Here is a 17,648-nt window from a genome sequence, read left to right on the forward strand (position 1 = left end):
CTGGTGATAAAAGCGGAGGGGGTCCACCCGGTCCCATGCCGAACCCGGCAGTTAAGCCCTCACGCGCCGATGGTACTGCGATTCGCTTCGCGGGAGAGTAGGTCGTCGCCCGTGTCTCTGTTTTTTTCTTCCTTTTTGTGCTATAACTTTAAAATAATGCCATGATTGAAGTAACGAAGAATCTCCCGGACGCTTCGACGTAAACGCGGCGACTGTCGAGATTCTCGTTTTTGGGGTTCCGCGATTGCGGGGCCCTTTCTTTTTATTCTGCAAAAAAAGACAAATAAATGAAAGAGAAATGTCTCACAAGTACGGAATGACTCCTATAGAATAACTAAGATCATTGCTTTGAGTGTAAATCGTGACACTCCATTTCATAAATTTCAGGAGGCGCCGCAATGGGTAAGAATTTGCGTGGAAAGAATTTTTTGAAGCTGATTGATTTTTCGTCTCAGGACATCCGCTACCTGCTTGAGCTGTCGAAGAACTTCAAGTCGATGAAGCGCGCCGGCGTTCCGCACCGCTACCTCGAGGGCAAGAACATCGTCCTGCTCTTCGAGAAAACCTCGACGAGGACGCGTTGCTCGTTCGAAGTCGCCGGCGCCGACCTGGGCATGGGCGTGACGTATCTTGACCCCGCCGGTTCGCAGATGGGGCACAAGGAGAGCATCAAGGATACGGCCCGCGTGCTGGGGCGCATGTTCGACGGCATCGAATACCGCGGTTTTTCGCAGAAGACGGTCGAGGAACTGGGGGCTTACGCCGGCGTGCCGGTGTGGAACGGGCTGACCGACGAATGGCATCCCACGCAGATGCTGGCCGACCTTCTGACGATCGAGGAGCATTTCGGCCGTCTCAAGGGATTGAAGTTCGTCTATATGGGCGACGCCCGCAACAACGTGGCCAACTCGCTGATGATCGCCTGCGCCAAGATGGGCGTCAACTATGTGGCCTGCGCTCCCAAAGAGCTTTTCCCCGATTCCAAGCTGATCGAAACGGCCAAGGAGATCGCCGAGGAAAACTTCTGCGCCGTCACGCTGACGAGCGATGTCGATGAAGGCACGAAGAACGCCGACGTGCTCTATACCGACATCTGGGTCTCCATGGGCGAGCCGGCCGAGATCTGGGAGCAGCGCATCAAGCTTCTGAAGCCGTATCAGATCAACGCCGCGGCCATGAAAAACGCCAACGAGCAGGCCATTTTCCTGCACTGCCTGCCCTCCTTTCACGACACCGAGACCAAGGTCGGCAAGGAGATCGCCGAGAAGTTCGGCATCACCGAGATGGAGGTCACCAACGAGGTTTTCGAGTCGAAGCAGTCCTACGTTTTCGATCAGGCCGAGAACCGCATGCATACCATCAAGGCGGTCATGTACGCGACGCTCTGCTGAAAAAGCCGTGAATGGTGATGATGAGCGGCAAGGTCCGCGCTATCGTCGACGAGTTCTTCACTATTTCCCCCGCAGGAAATAAACGGTAGAATACAAAAATAGGGTATTCAGTCGGCGGGGAGTGCGGTTTATCGCGGAGCGTTAAACCGCACTCCCGTGCTATTACAGGAGGTACAATGAAAGCGAACGGGGAATTTGTCAGGTTCAAGAAAGAGATCGGGAAAGAGGCTTTCATTTTCCTCTTCTTTTTCCTCGCCTTTTTCGTAGGCATCGGCAGCGTCATGGGCTGTACCGAAATGTTCAAGACGATGATGCTGACGGGCTATCAGCTGCTGACGTCCGTTTGTTTCTACCTGATGGCAGTGTCGGTGCTGGCGGGCGGAGCCGCCGGGCTTTTGTCCGAATTCGGCGTGATTTCTTTGATCAACCGGGTGCTGCGGCCGATCATTTACCCGCTGTACGGCCTGCCCGGTTCGAGCGCGCTGGGCATTATGAACTGTTATCTGTCGGACAATCCGGCGATTTTGGCCTTTGCCCAGGACGACAATTTCAAGCGCTATTTCAAAAAATACCAGATGGCGGCGCTGACCAATCTGGGCACGGCGTTCGGCATGGGGCTGATCATCACGACGACGATGATGAGCCTGTCCGTGGAAGGCGCGATGAAGGCGGCCCTGATCGGCAATTTTGGCGCGGTGATTGGCTCCGTCGTCTCGGTGCGCCTGATGCTGCGCAAGACGAAGGCTCATTACGGTATTGAGACGATGATGCCGACTTCCGGCGGCGAAACGATTCCCGGAGACATGCGAGTGGTTCGCGAAGGGTCGGTGGGGTCGCGTTTCATACAATCGATGCTGCACGGCGGCAAGAGCGGCGTCGATATGGGGATCTCCATCATTCCCGGCGTGTTGCTGATCTGCACGATCGTGCTGATGCTGACCAACGGCCCGGGGCCGAATGGCGCGTACACCGGTGCGGCGGGCGAAGGTATCGGGCTGCTGCCGCTGATCGGTTCCAAGCTTCGCTTTCTGCTCGATCCGCTGTTCGGCTTCCAATCGCCCGAGGCTATCGCCGTGCCGATCACGGCGCTCGGCAGCAGCGGCGCGGCGATCGGCATGGTCGGCGACCTCGTGAAGAAGGGCGCGGCGACGAGCAACGATCTGGCGGTCTTCACGGCTATCTGTATGTGTTGGAGCGGCTATTTATCCACGCATATCGCCATGATGGACGCGCTCGACATGAAGGAAATGACCGGCAGCGCGATCCTGTCGCACACGATCGGCGGCCTCTGTGCCGGCGTTGCGGCGCACCTGATCTGGACGCTGCTCGGCTAGCGGAACTGCGTGCCGGGCTTGAGGAAGACCAGATCGAACTGACCTGGGGCGCCGCGACACTTGGCGCCGTGACGGCCGGTTTCAACGGCTCAGAAAGCGGCGCTCATCCCGTCGTCAGGTACATGAAGGCCGTCCTCGTCGATTTGGCCGCAAAAAAGTTGCGCGGCCAGTTGCGTCCCGGTGTGCGTATTGTCTGTCATACGGACCAGCGATCGCTTTCCGAAAAAAAATTTCCATTTGCGAGAATAGGAGATTATAATGAAAAGAGTCGTCATCGCTCTGGGCGGCAACGCTCTTGGAAACACACCCGAAGAGCAGAAAGAACGCGTCAAGCACTCGGCGCGCTCCATCGTCGATTTTGTCCAGTCCGGCGTTCAGGTGCTGGTGTGTCACGGCAATGGTCCGCAGGTAGGTATGATCAAGAAGTCCATGGACATCACTGCCAAGTTGGATGAAAAGCTGCCCTACGTGCCGTTTCCGGAGTGCGGATCCATGAGCGAAGGCTACATCGGCTTCCACCTGCAGAACGCCATTGGCAACGAATTCCGCGCCAGAAAGATGAACGACAGCGTCGCCACCCTCGTGACGCAGGTCCAGGTCGACGCCGCCGATCCGTCCTTCCAGCGTCCAACGAAGCCGATCGGCAACTTCATGAGCAAGGAAGACGCCGACAAACTGGCTGCTGCCGGTGTGGCCGTGGTCGAAGACGCCGGGCGCGGCTACCGCCAGGTCGTCGCCTCGCCGGCTCCTGTCCGCATTGTCGAGGAAGAGGCCGTCCGCAAGCTGATCGACCAGGGCGTGACCGTCATTGCCGGCGGCGGAGGAGGAGTTCCTGTCGTGGAGAAAGACGGCGTGCTGACGGGCATCGACGCGGTGATCGACAAAGATTTTACGTCGGTGAAGCTGGCCGAAACGATCGACGCCGACGTGGTGGTGATCCTCACCGCCGTGGAAAAGGTGGCGATCCGCTTCGGCACGCCGGATCAGCTGTGGCTTGACACGCTGACGACGACTGAAGCCAGAAAGTACATCGAAGACAAGGAATTCGCCGAAGGCTCCATGCTGCCGAAGATCAGCGCGGCCATCAGGTTTGCCGAGTCGAAACCGGGGCGCAGGGCGCTGATCACGTCGCTGGAGAAGGCGAAAGAAGGTCTGGAAGGTTCTACCGGCACCTGGATCCAGGCGTAGCGCCGCGGGCCTTTGGGACGCTGGAGGCGCCGGCCGTGCCGCCGGCATGTAAAAAGGGGGAGGACAGATGACTTCCCGGAAAAATCCCGGACAGGGGAAGCGCGTGGAAATTCAGGAATTTTACCGCACGGCGTCCCGCGAGGGCGTCGCGACCTATTTCGAAGTGCAGTCGGACAGCGCGCCGACCAGGCCGCTGCTGCACAAAAACAGCCGTTTCCTCTACGTCCTTTCCGGAAAAGGCACGATCAGAATTTACGACAAAGACTATGCGATGGAGCCGGGCGCGGTCATCGCCCTGTTGCCGTGGGAAATTTCCGAAATCGTCGAAGTGAAGGAGCCGCTGCGCTATTACCTGCTCATCTATCCGTTCGAGTTTCTGAATTTCATCGTCAAGAACCAGTTCAACATCGAAAACGAGAAGCTCGACATGGTCACGCTTCTGTACCGCTGCGGCGGCGTGCGCGTGCCGGAGCGGGAGCGTCCGCGCGTCAAAGCGCTCTTTGACGAGATCCGCCGCGAGATCGAGCCGGTCTCCATCGTCAGCCCGACCAATCGTCAGCCGTGGTCCGGCCTGTACCTGACGGCGAAGCTCGTGGAACTGGTCGTCCTCTACCTGCGTTTGGCGCAGGATCAGGAAGAACGTTCCGACGGACAGTCCCGTCTCGAAGAAGAGGAAGAAAGCTGTTCTCCCCACATTTTTCAGTACATGTACCTGAATCTGCACCGCAAGCTGACGCTTCAGGACCTGAGCCGGATCTATTTCGTCAGCGAAGCGTCGCTTTCCCGCTACATCTTCAAGGTGACCGGACTCGGCTTTTACGAGCTGCTTCAGGAAATGAAGCTGTCGAAGGTCACGTTTCTGCTGCTGCACACCGACATTTCGCTGGCGGAGATCGCCGATATCCTCGACTACGCGGACATATCGCACCTGTCGCGCGTCTTTTCCGACCAGCAGGGGATCGGAGCGCAGCAGTTCCGCCGCTGCTACCGGAACAATCCCGGCGTCTCCATGGTTTTGCCTGCGCCGAAAGCCGGCAAGATCATCGAATACGTCTACCGCAATTTCGCCGGCGACCTCACCATCCTGGACGTGGCGGAGCGGTTTTGCACCTCGCCCAAAATGGTCAACGAATCCCTGGGCTACATTGTCGAGATGAACTTTACGAATTTCCTGAATTACCTGCGCATCCACGAGGCGGCGAACCTGCTGCTTCGCACCGATCAGTCGGTGACGGACATCGCGTTTCAGGTCGGCTACAATTCACTGCGGAGTTTCAACCGTAACTTCCTGAAATGGCTCAAAATTACGGCCAGCGAGTTTCGAGAACGAGTGACGGAACAAAAAGACAAGGTGGACATCGGCCGCCTGTTTCGTTTGTCCAGAGAGGAGCAATCATGAAGTTTGAAATGCCTGTCTTTGCGTGCCCCGACTTTGCCGACGCGAAATATCGGGAAGCAGGCGAAGTGAAATGCGCGAAGGTCGAAAAGAAGGGCGTGGCGCCGCGCGGTTTTTATCTGACCACCCATCTGCCGACCTTCTACCGCTGCAACGGAACGTGGCAGCTTCCCGAGCATAATTCGCTGAACTGCGTGCCCGTGCTCAAAGAGGGGAAAATCATCGTCACGGAAATCCGCGACCTCGAAGCGGGCGACCAGGTCGTTATAGGGCGCGCGACCGACGGCTCCGAGGGCGTTCTCGTGTGCAAGGAAGGCTTCCCCGAAAGCGTTTACGCCGCGCCCGGCCGCGCCGTGGAGACCGCCTACACGACCGATTACGAGCAGCTGTTCGCGCAGCTTGAATACGAGCGCGACAACGGCGGCTACATCGTTTGGGTATTGGGGCCGAGCGTCGTCTTCGACTACGACACGCGCGTCGCCCTCAACCACCTGGCCGAGAACGGCTACATCAGCTGCATGATGGGCGGCAACGCCATGGCCACGCACGACCTCGAGGGCGGCTTCCTCGGCACCGCGCTGGGACAGAACATCTACACGCAGGAAAACCAGCCGATGGGGCACTACAACCACCTCGACCTGCTCAACGAGGTGCGCGCCGCCGGCTCCACGAAGAAATTCATCGACGACGGTCACGTCAAGGACGGCATCATCAAGACGCTGGTCTCGATGAACGTGCCGCTGGTGCTGGCCGGCTCGATCCGCGACGACGGCCCGCTGCCCGAGGTGATCGGCGACACCGACAAGGCGCTGACGGAGATGAAGAAGCACCTCGACAAGGCCACGCTGATCATCGGCATCGCCACGATGCTGCACAGCCTTTCCGTCGCCAACATGGCGTCGAGCTACCGCGTGCGAAAAGACGGCGCCATCACGCCGGTCTATATGTACATCATCGACATCACCGAAAACGTCACCAACAAGGTGGTCGCGGCCCGCGAGCGCATCGCCGTCGTGCCGATGAACACCAACGTCCAGGACTTCGTCGTCAACTGCGAACGCGCGCTCGTCGGCGACGTGGCCAAAGAACGGGTGGAGGCGATGGAAGTTCCCGTCGAGGAATTTGTCGCCGTGAAAAACGCACGGCACGAGGGGGCGAGCAAATGAAATTCCAGATGCCGAAGTACCGCCACCCCGATTTCGAGCAGGAGTTCCTGAAGAACGCGCCCAACTGCCGCTTCGAAACCGTCGAGCGCGACGGGATCAGTCCTCGAGGCTACCACGCCCTGTCGGTCTACCCCGAGTATTTCAAGATCAACGACAAATGGGTGCTGGCGACGCAGAGCCGCATGGACACCGTCTGCGTGGCCAGCGACACGCCCGGCCGGGAGCGCGTCGAGATCGTCGAGTTCCGCAACCTGAAAAAAGGCGACAAAGTCGTGATCGGCCGCACCGAAGACGCCAGCGAAGGCATCTACGTGTGGACGCAGGGCTTCCTCGCCGAAGCGGGCACCTCCGACACCTTCGCCTTCCGCGAAGGACGCTCGCGCGAGACCGCCTATTCGCTCGACTACGACACGCTCTACGAAGTGCTGCGCTACGAGCGCGAACACCGCGGCTACGTGACGCTCGTCGTCGGCACGGCGCTGGCCCTCGACCAGAACTCGCGCCTGGCGCTCGAGCGCCTGATCCGCAACGGCTATGTGCAGGCGATCTTCTGCGGCTCCGAAACCGCCGCCTTCGACCTCGAACGCGGAATCTTCGGCACGTCGTGGGGACAGAAAGTCTTCGAACACGAGCAGAACACCACCTACAACCTCTACGACACCATCAACCTGGCCAACTCCTACGGCTCGCTGGAAGCGCTCGCCGCCTCCGGCAAAGTCAAAGACGGCTTCGTCAAAGCCTGCGTCGAATGCGGCACGGCCCTGGTCATGGCCGGCACCATCCGTGACCGCCTCGCCCTGCCCGGCGCCTACAACAACGTCTACGCCGCCCAGAACGCCATGCGCGCGCACGCCCGCAAGACCTCGACCATGATCATGATGTCGGCGATCCTCTACACCATCGCCACCGGCAACATGACCCCCTCGTACAACGAGTTCGGCGGCGTCGTCCGCCCCGTCTACATGTACACCGTCGACGTTCAGGAATTCGCCGTCAACAAGCTCTCCGACCGCGGCACCGTCACGGCCGTCAGCATGGTTACCAATACGCAGGATTTCGTGCGCAACCTCGACCGCGCGTTGAACAGGCCTCAGGATTGATTCGCGGCGATAAAAACTGCCCCGCCTTTCTCGCTTGCCGAGAAAGGCGGGGCAGTTTTTATCGCCGCGGCGAATGATGAAAGAAATGGCTTTTGTATTTGGTATGGTTCCGTCTAAAAACGGACGAGGTGCTCCGCGTTCGGGACGATGACGATCCAGGCGCCGTCGTGGCACTGGCGCAGCAGCTCGATCATGTCCCGGCGTTCGAGCGAAATACAGCCGGCGGTGGTCCAATGGTTGCGCGATTTGACGTGGACGAAGATGGCGGAGCCCTGTCCGGGCACGACAGGGTCGGTGTTGTAGCCGACGGCCATGGCGTAATCGTACTGATAATAGTCGGCCAGACGCTCGCCGCCGATCTTGCCCGCGCTCTCCACCCAGGTGTTGTAGATGTCGGGGCGCTTGACGTCGTCGACCCAGTAGGAGTTGGGCGTCACTGAGCGCCATTTCATGGCCGTGCCGGGGTTGGGCTTGTTGCCGAAGGCGTACAGGATTGGGAAGGCGCCGACGGGCGTCTTTTTGTCGCCTTCGCGCTTGTTTTCCGTCAGCCCCAGCCTGCCGCAGCCGCACGGCGCTTCCAGCGTTTTTTGCCAGGCGCTGGCGTCGCTTTTCTTCCACAGGGTCAGCGCTCGGTCGACGACGAGGATGATCTCGCCGGTTTTCTGCGCCGTTCGCGTCGCCGCGAGCAATTCGCGCAGATCGGCGGCCATGGCGGGGGCACCCAACGCCGCGGCGGCGAAAAGCGCCGGGAAAATTTTTGCAAGAGTACGTTTCATAACGAGCAACCTCCTCTTCGGAATGATCTTGTTTGGCGAGCCAAGCATAGCACAAAAACGTTGCGCTGTCTGCGCGAGTCCCGCTTCAGTCTCGTCCCGCCTCAGGATTTGACAGGGCGCCTGGAGGCGCTTAAAATATGTGAAAATGGAACGTCGCCGGGCGTCGGAAGCAGGTGAAAATCCTGCGCGGCCCCGCCACTGTAACCCCTGACGAAACGGTATCACGCTCACTGAGGGCTTTCGGCCTTTGGGAAGGGCGCCGCGGAGGACGATGGGGAGTCAGGATACGCGCCGGGCGACGCGAAGGAAGGCTTTTGCGCGGGCGAAATCTTTTCAGTGCAGCAGACATCACTGTCTCTAAAGGCACGGCCGCGGACCGTGTCTTTTTTTATGCCCGCGTTTTCTATAGAGGCGAGCCGGCGGGGGCCGGGTCACGTTTTTTTGCGCAGGAGGTTCACAGCATGAAAAAGATTCTTCGCAGTTTTCTTGCGGCAGCCGCTTCACTGGCCATGGCCGCGGCATCCTTCGCGGCGGAAACCGTTTATCCCGTAACCGTCGACAACGGCAATCGCCGGCTCGTCTTCGAGAAGGCGCCTGAACGCGTCGTCACCAACGGCGACAGCAACATCATCGAACTGATGTTCGCGCTGGGGCTCGAAGGCCGCGTGATCGGGTATGCCGGTTTCAATCCGAAGCGAATGACGGTCTCGGACAAGTACGTGGAGCGTCTGTCGAGGCTGAAAATGATCTCCGACGATTACATTACGCTGGAACAGCTGGTCGGCGCCAATCCCGACATGTTCCTGTCGGGCTACTTCTACGGACTGGACATCCCCGGCGACACGACGGGCAGCGCGATCACTCCGGAAGAACTCGACAAATACGGCATCAAGAGCTATGCCATCACCGAATCGCTGATCCGCGTCATGAAAAAACCGCCGGTGAGTCTCGAGGACACGTACAACGACGTGCGCAATCTGGGCGTGATCTTCAACGTGCAGGACGAAGCCGCGGCAGTGATCAGCTCCATGAAGGCCCGCGCGGCGGCGGTGACGGACAAGACGGCAGCGGTCCGGGAACCGGTGAACGTCTTTATTCTCCGCGTGGTAACCGACACCGACGTCGCTATCGGCACAGCGGCCAAGACGGTGGGCGGGCAGGCCATGCCCAGCGCGCTGACGGCTCTGGCGGGCGGACGGAACGTTTTTGGCGGCGTCGACGACAGCTGGATCAAGGTGAGCTGGGAAGAGGTGATCGGGCATAACCCCGACGTGATCGTCATTCTCGCCTACGGATTCACGATCGATTGCGACAAGATCGCCGAAACGCTGCGGAGCATGCCCGAACTGTCCGGCGTCAGAGCCGTAAAGAATAACCGCATCTATTCGACGCGCGTCGAGAACACGTATCCCGGTCCTCGCGCCGTGGACGGGCTGGAGATTCTCGCGAAGTTTTACCATCCCGAGCTGTTCTGAAAGGGTTTCGATGCGTTTTTCTTCGATTCGGCAGAGGACGGGGCTGCTTGCCCTCATCCTCTGCATTCTTTTATTCGTATCCATAACGATGGGAGTGTCCATCGGCTCGGTGTCCATTCCTTTCGGCCGAGTCTGGGGCATTATCCTGCATCAGCTCTTTCCCGACTGGCAGACATTCGCCCGTGACTGGCCGAAGAACGAGGTCGGCATCGTCTGGCAGCTCCGCTTGCCGCGCGTGCTGCTCGGTTCGCTGGTCGGCGCGGGGCTGGTGATGGCCGGAGCGACGATCCAGTCGCTGGTGCGCAATTCGCTGGCTGACCCCTATTTGCTCGGCATTTCTTCGGGGGCCTGCGCCGGCGCCGTGCTGGCGATTCTGTTCGCGGGAAAGCTGCTCGGCGCGGCTTTTTCGGGCATGCCGACGGTGTCTCTGCTGGCCTTTCTCGGCGCGTTGCTGGCCTTCGCGCTCGTCTTCCTGATCGCCAGCCGCGGCAGCGGCTTGACTCCGATGCGCATGGTTTTATCCGGATTGGCCGTCAGCTATATTTTCATGGCCATGACGAATTTCCTTGTCTACCTGAATCAGCGCAGCGGCGCGGAGACCGCCATGTTCTGGATGCTCGGCGGGCTCGGCGGCGCGCGGTGGGACCGGCTGCCCATTCCTTTTGCCGTCACCAGTCTTTGCCTTGTCGTGCTCATGCTCCAATCCCGTTCGCTCAACGCGCTGCTGCTCGGCGACGAGAGCGCCGCCGCTCTGGGCGTTGATGTGCAGAAGTTCCGCCGTTTTCTGTTCGTCGTCACTTCGGTGCTCACCGGCGTGCTCGTGGCCGTCAGCGGCTCCATCGGTTTCGTCGGCTTGGTCGTGCCCCATATCATGCGCATGACCGTCGGGGCCGATCATCGTCGCGTGCTGCCGCTGGGCGCGCTGCTGGGAGCCGTTTTTCTGATCTGGGCCGACGTGTTCTCGCGCACGGTCATGGCCCCGCGGGAACTGCCGCTCGGCATCGTCACGGGCTTTATTGGCGCGCCGTTTTTCATCTGGCTGCTGAGCCGCGGAGGGCACAAATGAGCGAAAAGCTGAGCGTCGCCAAGCTGCAGTGGCAGGCCGCGGGACGCCGCATCGTGGACGGCGTCGACGTGACGGTAAGCCCGGGGGAATTCGTGGGCGTCATCGGCCCCAACGGCAGCGGCAAATCGAGTTTTCTTCGCTGCGTGTATCGCGTCAACAGGCCCAACTTCGGCGCCGTCTTTCTCGACGGCGAGGATCTGTGGAAGATGCCCGCCTCGCAGGCGGCGCGCCGCTGCGCGGCCGTGCCGCAGGAGATGCCGGCGCAGTTCGACTTCACGGTGCGCGAGATCGTTGCGATGGGGCGCTATCCCTACAAGAAAGCGATGGAGCGCGACAGCGACGACGACCGTCGCCTTGCAGCGCAAGCCATGGACTACGTGGGACTTTCGCAGAAAGCCGATCAGGCTTTTTCCAGTCTTTCCGGCGGCGAGAAGCAGCGCACCCTGATCGCGCGCGCCATCGCGCAGGATACCGACTTCCTTGTCCTCGACGAACCGACCAACCATCTCGACATCTACTATCAGCTCGAGATCATGGACTTGATCCGCCGCATGGGAATAGCTTCGCTGGTGGTCATGCACGACCTCAATCTCGCCTCGCAATATTGCGACCGGCTTTATGTGCTTTGTCAGGGACGCGTCGCTGCCGCGGGGCGTCCGCAGGACGTGATCACGCCGGAGCTCATCGCGCGGCTCTACCATGTGGAAACGCGCGTTACGCCTCGCCCCGAGACCGGCCGGCCGCAGATCGCCTTCCTGCGCCGGCTGAGCGGCGCCGAGAGCACGGAATGAAAACGTCGCGTTACCAAGCGAGGTCGGTCCTTCACGGCGCCGGCGACACCGTCAGAAGAGACGGAGAAAAACAAAAATCCGATCAGAGCGCAACGTCCGACGACTCCTGAATCGTCGGACGTTTTTCAGGCGCGATGTTCCACGTGGAACATTTTCCGCGCGGTCCTCTCACCGCGCTGCTTCATTTTTTGGCCGACGGCTCGGACGTTCTTCAGGATCTCGTCGTAAAGCCGCCGCGGCTCATGGAGTCCACGGCCGAAATTGTCCAGCGCTATTTCGTATTGATTTTCCGGGTTGTTCATCCTGGCCTTGCGCAGGTCGGAGAAATTGTCGAAGCCCAGGCTTTGACAGAAGCGCGTACCGTGGAGAAGGAAATGTGGCACTGCGCCGTCAGATCGCGTGTTTTCATGCGGTCGATCTCGTTGTAGTGGAGCGGCAGATACTGCGCCAGCTCCCAATTGGCTTCGTCGGGATCACTTCTGTGCTCGGCGTTGATGAGCTTCCGTTTGACCGAAAAGGATTTGCCGTCGTTATGCATCAATCCGCCTCGTCGCCCCACGCGATCAACTGGCGCACTGGGGGCAGCGCGCTGCGTCCCAAGTCGGTCAGCGCGTACTCGGCGAAAAGCGCCGGCTCGCTGAGCTTGCGGCAGCTGACAAAGCCTTCCCGCTCCAGCTGGCGCAGGTAGCCGGTCAGCGTCACGCGCGACACCGCTGCGCAAAGCCGCCGCAGCTCGCCGAAACGCAGCGGCCGCTCGCCCAGCAGATAGACGACGTAAAACTTCCAGCGATGGGAAAGCAGATCCCAGGTGCGGTTGAACGTGATCTTTTCGGCAAAGTCTTCCGGAATCATGAAATTCGCCTCATCTTCATAAAAATTCGTCTGCTGCGCCGGCCGTCAGAAAGTGACGACCCCGCTACCGTTTTCCGACGGACCGCCGCGCTTTCCAAAGCGGCATGGCTCCTCTTTCCCGGACGGCGGCGAAACGAAAAGCTTTTCTGCCTCTTTTCCACGGCAGTATATCAGAATTCTAACATAGGCAAGATTTCTATCCTAGATTGATCGCAGCTGACGAAATTTATAAAATAACAGTCAGTTCAGTCCTTCATAAGTTCAGCAAAATTGTTTTGTGGGAAGGAATCTTTCATGAAAACGCCAGAAAGGGGTAATTTTCGTGAGCAATGCTGTTGTCGAAATGACGGCCGTAGATCTCTCCAAGGCCATCCATGCCAGGAAAGTTTCCTGCCGCGAGGTGATGGCTTCCTATCTTGATCACATCGACAAGACCAATCCCCGCGTCAACGCCATCGTCACCCGCGTCGACGGCGAGGCGCTGCTGAAGCAGGCCGGTGAAAAGGACGCCGAGCTGGCATCCGGCAGGGACAACGGCTGGATGCACGGCTTCCCGCAGGCCGTGAAGGATCTGGTTCCCACCAAAGGCATCCGCACCACCAAAGGTTCGCTGCTTCTCAAGGACTGGATTCCCGACGCCGACGGCGCTGTCGTCACCGCGATGAAGCGCGGCGGCGCCATCATCATCGGCAAGACCAACACGCCCGAGTTTGGCTACGGCTCCCAGTCCTACAACGAAGTGTTCGGCGCCACCGGCAATCCATACGACGAGAACCGCACCAGCGGCGGCTCGTCCGGCGGCGCGGCCTGCGCCGTCGCTTTGAGGATGCAGGCCGTGGCGGACGGCAGCGACTTCATGGGTTCACTGCGCAATCCGGCCGGCTGGTGCAACATCGTCAGCCTGCGTCCATCCATCGGCGTCGTCCCCTCCGGCGGCACCGAACTGTTCACCAACTCCATGGCCACGAACGGTTCCATGGGGCGCACCGTGGCCGACGTAGCCCTGCTGCTGGGCACGATCGCCGGTTACAACCCCGCTTTCCCGCTGAGCCGCGAGGCCGACTCCCGTCTGAAAGCGCTGACGCCGGCGAACGTGCGCGAGGCGCTGAAAAAGGACCAGAAAGGCGTTCGCGTGGCCTGGATCGGCGACTGGGGCGGCGCGCTGCCCACCGAGCCCGGCGTCATGGAAACCTGCCGCGCGGCCGTCGAGCGCATGAAGGACTTCGGAGCGGTGGTCGAGGACATCAAGCCCTTTTACAATATGAACGAGTTCTGGGAGACCATCTGGCTGCCCATCCGCCATTACTGCGCGTCCTCGCTGAAGCCGTGGTACGACAAATGCCGCCAGAATCTGATGAAGCCGGAGAGCCGCTGGGAGTACGATGGTTCGCTGGCCATGAGCGCCCAGGATGTGTACCGCGCCTTCGAGAAGCGCACCGAGTTTTATCACGCTATGCTCAAGGTTTACGACGACTACGACTACATCGTCTCACCCACCGCCTGCTGCTTCCCCTTCGACAAAAACGTTCACTGGCCCGAGACGATCAACGGCACGCCGATGCGCACCTATCACAATTGGATGGAGATCGTCACGCCGTGGACCATGGGCGGCAACGCAGTCTGTACGGTGCCGGCCGGATTCGGCGGCGCAAATCGCCTTTCCATCGGCCTGCAGCTGGTCGCCGCGCCGCACCGTGAGTTCGAGGCGCTGCAGTTCGCCTCGGCCTACGAAGCGGTTACCGGCTTCGTCGACAAGTTCCCGCCCAAATTCTAGTTTTTTCTCAGAAGACGTTCCGGAACTGTTCGACTCGCTCCGCGCTCTCAAAATGTTCGTCCCCGCCCAAGGAGGAGCTCTTTTATGGAAGAATTGTTGAAGATCGGCAACGCGGCGCCTTTCTGGGGGTGCGCCGCCATCAGCGTCGGCATCGTCGTGTCGCTGGCGCTCCGCTACGTGAAGCTGGGCTACAAATTCGCCGGCAGCGTCGGCCTCGACAGGGGCGCCTGCAACCGCGCTTTCAAAAGCGGCATGATCTCCGCCACGGGACCCGCTATCGCCCAGGTCATCGTCATTCTGGCCATGATCTCGGTCGTCGGCGGCCCCATCTCCTGGATCCGTCTGTCCATGATCGGCTCGGCCGCCACCGAGCTGACCGCTGCCCGCACCGGCGCTGCGGCCTGCGGCGTGGAACTGGGCGGCGCCGGCTACGGCCTGAATCAGATGGCCGTTTCCTGGTTCACGATGAGCGTGAACGGCTGCGGCTGGCTGCTGATGGTGTGGCTGTTCACCCACAGGATGGACAAAGTCAGCGACAAGACCGGCGGCGCCGACAAGGCATGGCGCGCCATTCTCACCGCCACGGCGAGCATCGGCCTTTACAGTCACATGACCAGCCCTTATCTGGTCACATTCAGCGCCCGCACCGTCGCCGCGATCGTCGGCGCTGTCTCCATGTTCGTGCTGATTCAGCTCGGCAAAACGTATCCCTGGATCAAGGACTACTCGCTGGGCTTCGCCATCATCGCCGGCCTGATCGGCGGTTACTTCTTCATGTGAGGGGGCGTTCCAATGGATTTCAGAACGGAATGGAACAAATCGGTCGTTCGTGTCGGCCGCGTCAGCATGCTCCTGGCAATCTGCTGCAGCTTCCTGCCCAATATCGTACTCTCTCTGTTCTACGGAGCCCGACCTGACATCGGCAACCTGCTGGCCGGCTGGGGACAGATCGCCGCGGCCTATGGGGCGTTCTACGTCATCGAGCCGATCACTTACTACACTGTGCTTGGCACGGCCGGTTCCTACATGGGGATCCTCGCCGGCTCCATGGGACAGATGCGCGTTCCCGCCGCCGCCACCGCGCTTGACGTTACCGGCAACGAGGCCGGCTCCGACAAGGGCGAGATCATCTCCACGATGGGCATCGCCGGTTCGATCGTCACCAACGTCACGATCCTGACGATCTTCGTCGTCTTCGGCTACCAGATCCTGGGCGTCCTGCCTCAGACCGTCAAGAACGCGATCTCCAACCTGATTCTGCCGGCGCTGTTCGGCGCCGTGCTGATGCAGTTCGTGGTCAAGAAGCCCCGCATCGCCCTGTACGCGCTGCCGCTGGTGCTGCTGGTGCGCAAGTTCGTCCCGCTGCCCGGCTGGGGGTATATCCTTATCGCCGTGTTCGGCAACATGGTCATCTCCAAGTTCGCCTACAGGGCCAAGTTCGTCAAGTAGGACCCGCGCTCCGATTCTGTACGGCCGGCTGCGGAACAGCCTGTCGCCGCCGGCGCCGTTTCGCCAATTGGTTCCGTCCGGGGGGATTTTTATGAGAAGAAAAGACCGCGAAGTGACGTCAGAGGCATGGATCCGCAAGGTCCTCGAAGAAGCCGAGATCCTTCATCTGGCGCTGATCGACCCGGCGGGGAAACCCTACTCGGTGCCGGTCCATTACGGTCTGGGCGACAACTGTCTTTATATCCACGGCGCCATGCAGGGGCGCAAGGTGGAAACGATGCGGGCGCACCCCGACGTGGCTTTTCACGTCGTCGCCGGCTACGAGCTGGTCCCCAGCCCCGTCAAGGCCGGCTATAAATGGGGCGTCTACCGCAGCGTCATGGGCGAGGGAAAGGTGCGCGTCGTCACCGACTTGGACGAAAAGCGCCGCGCCATCGACCTGCTCCACGCCCATTACGGTGACGTCAGGGAGAACTACTCCGTCGCCGACGCCAAACTGGAAAAAGTGGTCAACGTGCTGGCAATCGAGATCACGTCGCTGACGGGCAAGACCAAGGGCTATCCCAATCCCGACAATCCCCGAACCGTCGTCGTCAGGGAAGAGTGAGGCGCGCCTCGGCGCGCCCGCGGGAGCGAAAGCTCTTCGCGCGGCGCTCCGAAAAGGAGTTTTTCCCGGTCTGCTGCGGCTGCGTCAAGATTTTCGCCGGTATCTTCCATTGGAGCTGAATAAAGAGAATCATGAGAAAGAATCTCTCGCCGAAAGGGCGACTGATCATGGGCGTCAACCTGTGGGAGAAACCGCTATTCTGCTGTTCAACGGCGCGTTCTACAATGTCTAAAAAAACGAGTCTGTCTCCGCCGCCGCAAGGGGGCGAGACGGGCTCGTTTTTTATGGACCGGTCATTTTCGCGCGCGGCGAATCACGGCGCCGATGGTCTGTGAGTACTCTTCGAAAACGGCCTGAGCGACTTGGATAAAGCCTTGCAGATAGCGGGGATGGGAGCTCTCCATGCGGTAGGTCAGCTCGGTGTTTTTCTGCGGCAGTTCAGCGCGAACGGGCACGGCGTAAAGTTCGTCGGCGATGTCGGGACGCCTCAAGACGTCGTAGAGGATCATCTCGTAGACGAGGCCGATGCCGTGTTCCTGACGGCACAGTTTCAGCACCAGATCGTGCCGGCTCGTCTCGAAAATGATGTTGGGATGGATGTCCTGCTTCTCGAAAAAGCGTTCCAGCGTGTAGCGCAGTCCGTTGCTGTGCGTGAACGTGATCAGCGGCATGCTGTCGATCTTCGTCAGATCGAAGCCGTGCGGATCGAGCAGCGCTTCGCGCCAGGCCGGCGGGGCTTTCGCCAGGAAGCGGCGGCTGAAAGCGCAGTAGATGCGGTCCCGCATGAAGGTCAGCACCTGCATGTTGTTGTGCCGCGGCACGTTGACGCCGATATAGAGATCGATCTTTCCATCCCGAAGCAGCTCGTCCAGTTCCGCGGTTGAGGCTTCCACGGTGGTGACGACGATGTTGGGGAATTGCCTGTGGTACACGTCCCAGATGCGCGGCATGAACACGGCGCCGCGCGTGCCCGTCACGCCGACACGCAGCGACCCCGTGCTGGTGCGCGAGGTGTCCGCCAGGGCAGCGACAAGCTGCTGCTCAGTGTGCAGGACTTTGCGCACATACTCGACCATGCTGCGCCCCGCCGGTGTCAGGATCAGGCGCGGCTTGCGCTCGAAGAACGCCACGCCGTACTGGCGTTCCAATTTCTGAATGCTGGAGCTGAGCGACTGCTGCGTGATGTAGAGCCGCTCGGCCGCTTTGCGGAAATTCATCTCCTCGGCGGCGGCCAGAAAATATTTCAGACTTTGCAAAGGCATCCCCGTTCCTCCGTTTCCGAC

Annotated in this window: 17 protein-coding genes, 1 rRNA gene and 1 riboswitch; of the genes, 14 read left to right on the plus strand and 4 right to left on the minus strand. The window is 60.2% G+C overall.

Annotation, left to right across the window (positions count from 1 at the left end; genetic code table 11):
- The 7 genes from rrf to FYJ74_RS10390 all read left to right on the plus strand — a co-directional run bounded on the left by rrf (position 1) and on the right by FYJ74_RS10390 (position 7,575).
- Positions 1–114: ribosomal RNA gene (gene rrf, locus FYJ74_RS10360) — 5S ribosomal RNA — on the plus strand.
- Between the two features lie 284 nt (positions 115–398).
- Complete coding sequence (argF, locus tag FYJ74_RS10365; protein ID WP_154529504.1) at positions 399–1,391, plus strand: ornithine carbamoyltransferase; 993 nt, start codon at positions 399–401, stop codon at positions 1,389–1,391.
- 176 nt (positions 1,392–1,567) lie between these two features.
- Complete coding sequence (locus FYJ74_RS10370; protein WP_154529505.1) at positions 1,568–2,725, plus strand: CD0519/CD1768 family membrane protein; 1,158 nt, start codon at positions 1,568–1,570, stop codon at positions 2,723–2,725.
- A 258-nt stretch (positions 2,726–2,983) separates the two neighbouring features.
- Positions 2,984–3,913 (plus strand): carbamate kinase, encoded by a 930-nt coding sequence (gene arcC, locus FYJ74_RS10375; protein WP_154529506.1) that lies wholly within the window; start codon positions 2,984–2,986, stop codon positions 3,911–3,913.
- A gap of 67 nt (positions 3,914–3,980) precedes the next feature.
- Positions 3,981–5,312, plus strand: coding sequence for a helix-turn-helix transcriptional regulator (locus tag FYJ74_RS10380; RefSeq protein WP_154529507.1), 1,332 nt, complete (start codon positions 3,981–3,983; stop codon positions 5,310–5,312).
- Positions 5,309–6,475 carry an ornithine cyclodeaminase family domain gene (locus FYJ74_RS10385; protein ID WP_154529508.1) on the plus strand — a complete coding sequence of 389 codons (1,167 nt, stop codon included), beginning with the start codon at positions 5,309–5,311 and terminating at the stop codon, positions 6,473–6,475. Before FYJ74_RS10380 ends, FYJ74_RS10385 begins: the two co-directional genes overlap by 4 nt.
- Positions 6,472–7,575 (plus strand): putative NPN-dependent ornithine cyclodeaminase, encoded by a 1,104-nt coding sequence (locus FYJ74_RS10390; RefSeq protein WP_154529509.1) that lies wholly within the window; start codon positions 6,472–6,474, stop codon positions 7,573–7,575. The genes FYJ74_RS10385 and FYJ74_RS10390 overlap by 4 nt, the downstream gene beginning before the upstream one ends.
- Positions 7,576–7,688: 113 nt before the next feature.
- Here FYJ74_RS10390 and FYJ74_RS10395 read toward each other — a convergent pair whose 3' ends face one another.
- Complete coding sequence (locus tag FYJ74_RS10395; protein WP_195838891.1) at positions 7,689–8,351, minus strand: L,D-transpeptidase family protein; 663 nt, start codon at positions 8,349–8,351, stop codon at positions 7,689–7,691.
- A gap of 141 nt (positions 8,352–8,492) precedes the next feature.
- A riboswitch (cobalamin riboswitch) is annotated at positions 8,493–8,661 on the plus strand.
- A 151-nt stretch (positions 8,662–8,812) separates the two neighbouring features.
- On the opposite strand from FYJ74_RS10395, the gene FYJ74_RS10400 reads away from it, so the two are divergent.
- The 3 genes from FYJ74_RS10400 to FYJ74_RS10410 are packed head-to-tail and all read left to right on the plus strand — an operon-like array spanning position 8,813 to position 11,683.
- Entirely contained in the window at positions 8,813–9,826 is a 1,014-nt protein-coding gene (locus FYJ74_RS10400) for an ABC transporter substrate-binding protein (RefSeq protein ID WP_154529511.1), read from the plus strand.
- Between the two features lie 10 nt (positions 9,827–9,836).
- On the plus strand, positions 9,837–10,892 hold the full coding sequence (locus FYJ74_RS10405) for a FecCD family ABC transporter permease (RefSeq protein ID WP_154529512.1): 1,056 nt from the start codon (positions 9,837–9,839) through the stop codon (positions 10,890–10,892).
- Positions 10,889–11,683, plus strand: a complete 795-nt coding sequence (locus tag FYJ74_RS10410) for an ABC transporter ATP-binding protein (RefSeq protein ID WP_154529513.1) — start codon at positions 10,889–10,891, stop codon at positions 11,681–11,683. The genes FYJ74_RS10405 and FYJ74_RS10410 overlap by 4 nt, the downstream gene beginning before the upstream one ends.
- A 298-nt stretch (positions 11,684–11,981) precedes the next feature.
- On the opposite strand, the gene FYJ74_RS10415 is transcribed toward FYJ74_RS10410, so the two are convergent.
- Together FYJ74_RS10415 and FYJ74_RS10420 are read right to left on the minus strand one after the other, a co-directional pair.
- Positions 11,982–12,221 carry a hypothetical protein gene (locus tag FYJ74_RS10415; RefSeq protein ID WP_154529514.1) on the minus strand — a complete coding sequence of 80 codons (240 nt, stop codon included), beginning with the start codon at positions 12,219–12,221 and terminating at the stop codon, positions 11,982–11,984.
- The gene (locus FYJ74_RS10420; RefSeq protein WP_154529515.1) at positions 12,221–12,535 is read right to left on the minus strand and encodes a winged helix-turn-helix transcriptional regulator; all 315 of its coding nucleotides are present in this window, start codon (positions 12,533–12,535) and stop codon (positions 12,221–12,223) included. The genes FYJ74_RS10415 and FYJ74_RS10420 overlap by 1 nt, the downstream gene beginning before the upstream one ends.
- A 322-nt stretch (positions 12,536–12,857) precedes the next feature.
- On the opposite strand from FYJ74_RS10420, the gene FYJ74_RS10425 reads away from it, so the two are divergent.
- From FYJ74_RS10425 to FYJ74_RS10440, 4 genes are all read left to right on the plus strand, one after another.
- Positions 12,858–14,309: an amidase gene (locus FYJ74_RS10425; RefSeq protein WP_326830931.1), complete on the plus strand. Its 1,452-nt coding sequence runs from the start codon at positions 12,858–12,860 to the stop codon at positions 14,307–14,309.
- Positions 14,310–14,393: 84 nt separating this feature from the next.
- Positions 14,394–15,089: a DUF5058 family protein gene (locus tag FYJ74_RS10430; RefSeq protein WP_154529516.1), complete on the plus strand. Its 696-nt coding sequence runs from the start codon at positions 14,394–14,396 to the stop codon at positions 15,087–15,089.
- Between the two features lie 12 nt (positions 15,090–15,101).
- The gene (locus FYJ74_RS10435; RefSeq protein ID WP_154529517.1) at positions 15,102–15,758 is read left to right on the plus strand and encodes a hypothetical protein; all 657 of its coding nucleotides are present in this window, start codon (positions 15,102–15,104) and stop codon (positions 15,756–15,758) included.
- Positions 15,759–15,849: 91 nt separating this feature from the next.
- The gene (locus FYJ74_RS10440) at positions 15,850–16,365 is read left to right on the plus strand and encodes a pyridoxamine 5'-phosphate oxidase family protein (protein WP_154529518.1); all 516 of its coding nucleotides are present in this window, start codon (positions 15,850–15,852) and stop codon (positions 16,363–16,365) included.
- Between the two features lie 293 nt (positions 16,366–16,658).
- Here FYJ74_RS10440 and FYJ74_RS10445 read toward each other — a convergent pair whose 3' ends face one another.
- A complete protein-coding gene (locus FYJ74_RS10445; RefSeq protein WP_154529519.1) occupies positions 16,659–17,627 on the minus strand; it encodes a LysR family transcriptional regulator in 969 nt (322 codons plus the stop codon).
- Positions 17,628–17,648 lie beyond the last annotated feature (21 nt).

It is taken from the genome of Pyramidobacter porci (assembly GCF_009695745.1).
GTDB lineage: Bacteria > Synergistota > Synergistia > Synergistales > Dethiosulfovibrionaceae > Pyramidobacter > Pyramidobacter porci.

Excerpts from the sequence above, each read along its gene's own strand:
- argF (WP_154529504.1), top strand. The coding sequence starts at position 399 with ATGGGTAAGAATTTGCGTGGAAAGAATTTTTTGAAGCTGATTGATTTT.
- FYJ74_RS10370 (WP_154529505.1), top strand. The coding sequence starts at position 1,568 with ATGAAAGCGAACGGGGAATTTGTCAGGTTCAAGAAAGAGATCGGGAAA.
- arcC (WP_154529506.1), top strand. The coding sequence starts at position 2,984 with ATGAAAAGAGTCGTCATCGCTCTGGGCGGCAACGCTCTTGGAAACACA.
- FYJ74_RS10380 (WP_154529507.1), top strand. The coding sequence starts at position 3,981 with ATGACTTCCCGGAAAAATCCCGGACAGGGGAAGCGCGTGGAAATTCAG.
- FYJ74_RS10385 (WP_154529508.1), top strand. The coding sequence starts at position 5,309 with ATGAAGTTTGAAATGCCTGTCTTTGCGTGCCCCGACTTTGCCGACGCG.
- FYJ74_RS10390 (WP_154529509.1), top strand. The coding sequence starts at position 6,472 with ATGAAATTCCAGATGCCGAAGTACCGCCACCCCGATTTCGAGCAGGAG.
- FYJ74_RS10395 (WP_195838891.1), bottom strand. The coding sequence starts at position 8,351 with ATGAAACGTACTCTTGCAAAAATTTTCCCGGCGCTTTTCGCCGCCGCG.
- FYJ74_RS10400 (WP_154529511.1), top strand. The coding sequence starts at position 8,813 with ATGAAAAAGATTCTTCGCAGTTTTCTTGCGGCAGCCGCTTCACTGGCC.
- FYJ74_RS10405 (WP_154529512.1), top strand. The coding sequence starts at position 9,837 with ATGCGTTTTTCTTCGATTCGGCAGAGGACGGGGCTGCTTGCCCTCATC.
- FYJ74_RS10410 (WP_154529513.1), top strand. The coding sequence starts at position 10,889 with ATGAGCGAAAAGCTGAGCGTCGCCAAGCTGCAGTGGCAGGCCGCGGGA.
- FYJ74_RS10415 (WP_154529514.1), bottom strand. The coding sequence starts at position 12,221 with ATGCATAACGACGGCAAATCCTTTTCGGTCAAACGGAAGCTCATCAAC.
- FYJ74_RS10420 (WP_154529515.1), bottom strand. The coding sequence starts at position 12,535 with ATGATTCCGGAAGACTTTGCCGAAAAGATCACGTTCAACCGCACCTGG.
- FYJ74_RS10430 (WP_154529516.1), top strand. The coding sequence starts at position 14,394 with ATGGAAGAATTGTTGAAGATCGGCAACGCGGCGCCTTTCTGGGGGTGC.
- FYJ74_RS10435 (WP_154529517.1), top strand. The coding sequence starts at position 15,102 with ATGGATTTCAGAACGGAATGGAACAAATCGGTCGTTCGTGTCGGCCGC.
- FYJ74_RS10440 (WP_154529518.1), top strand. The coding sequence starts at position 15,850 with ATGAGAAGAAAAGACCGCGAAGTGACGTCAGAGGCATGGATCCGCAAG.
- FYJ74_RS10445 (WP_154529519.1), bottom strand. The coding sequence starts at position 17,627 with ATGCCTTTGCAAAGTCTGAAATATTTTCTGGCCGCCGCCGAGGAGATG.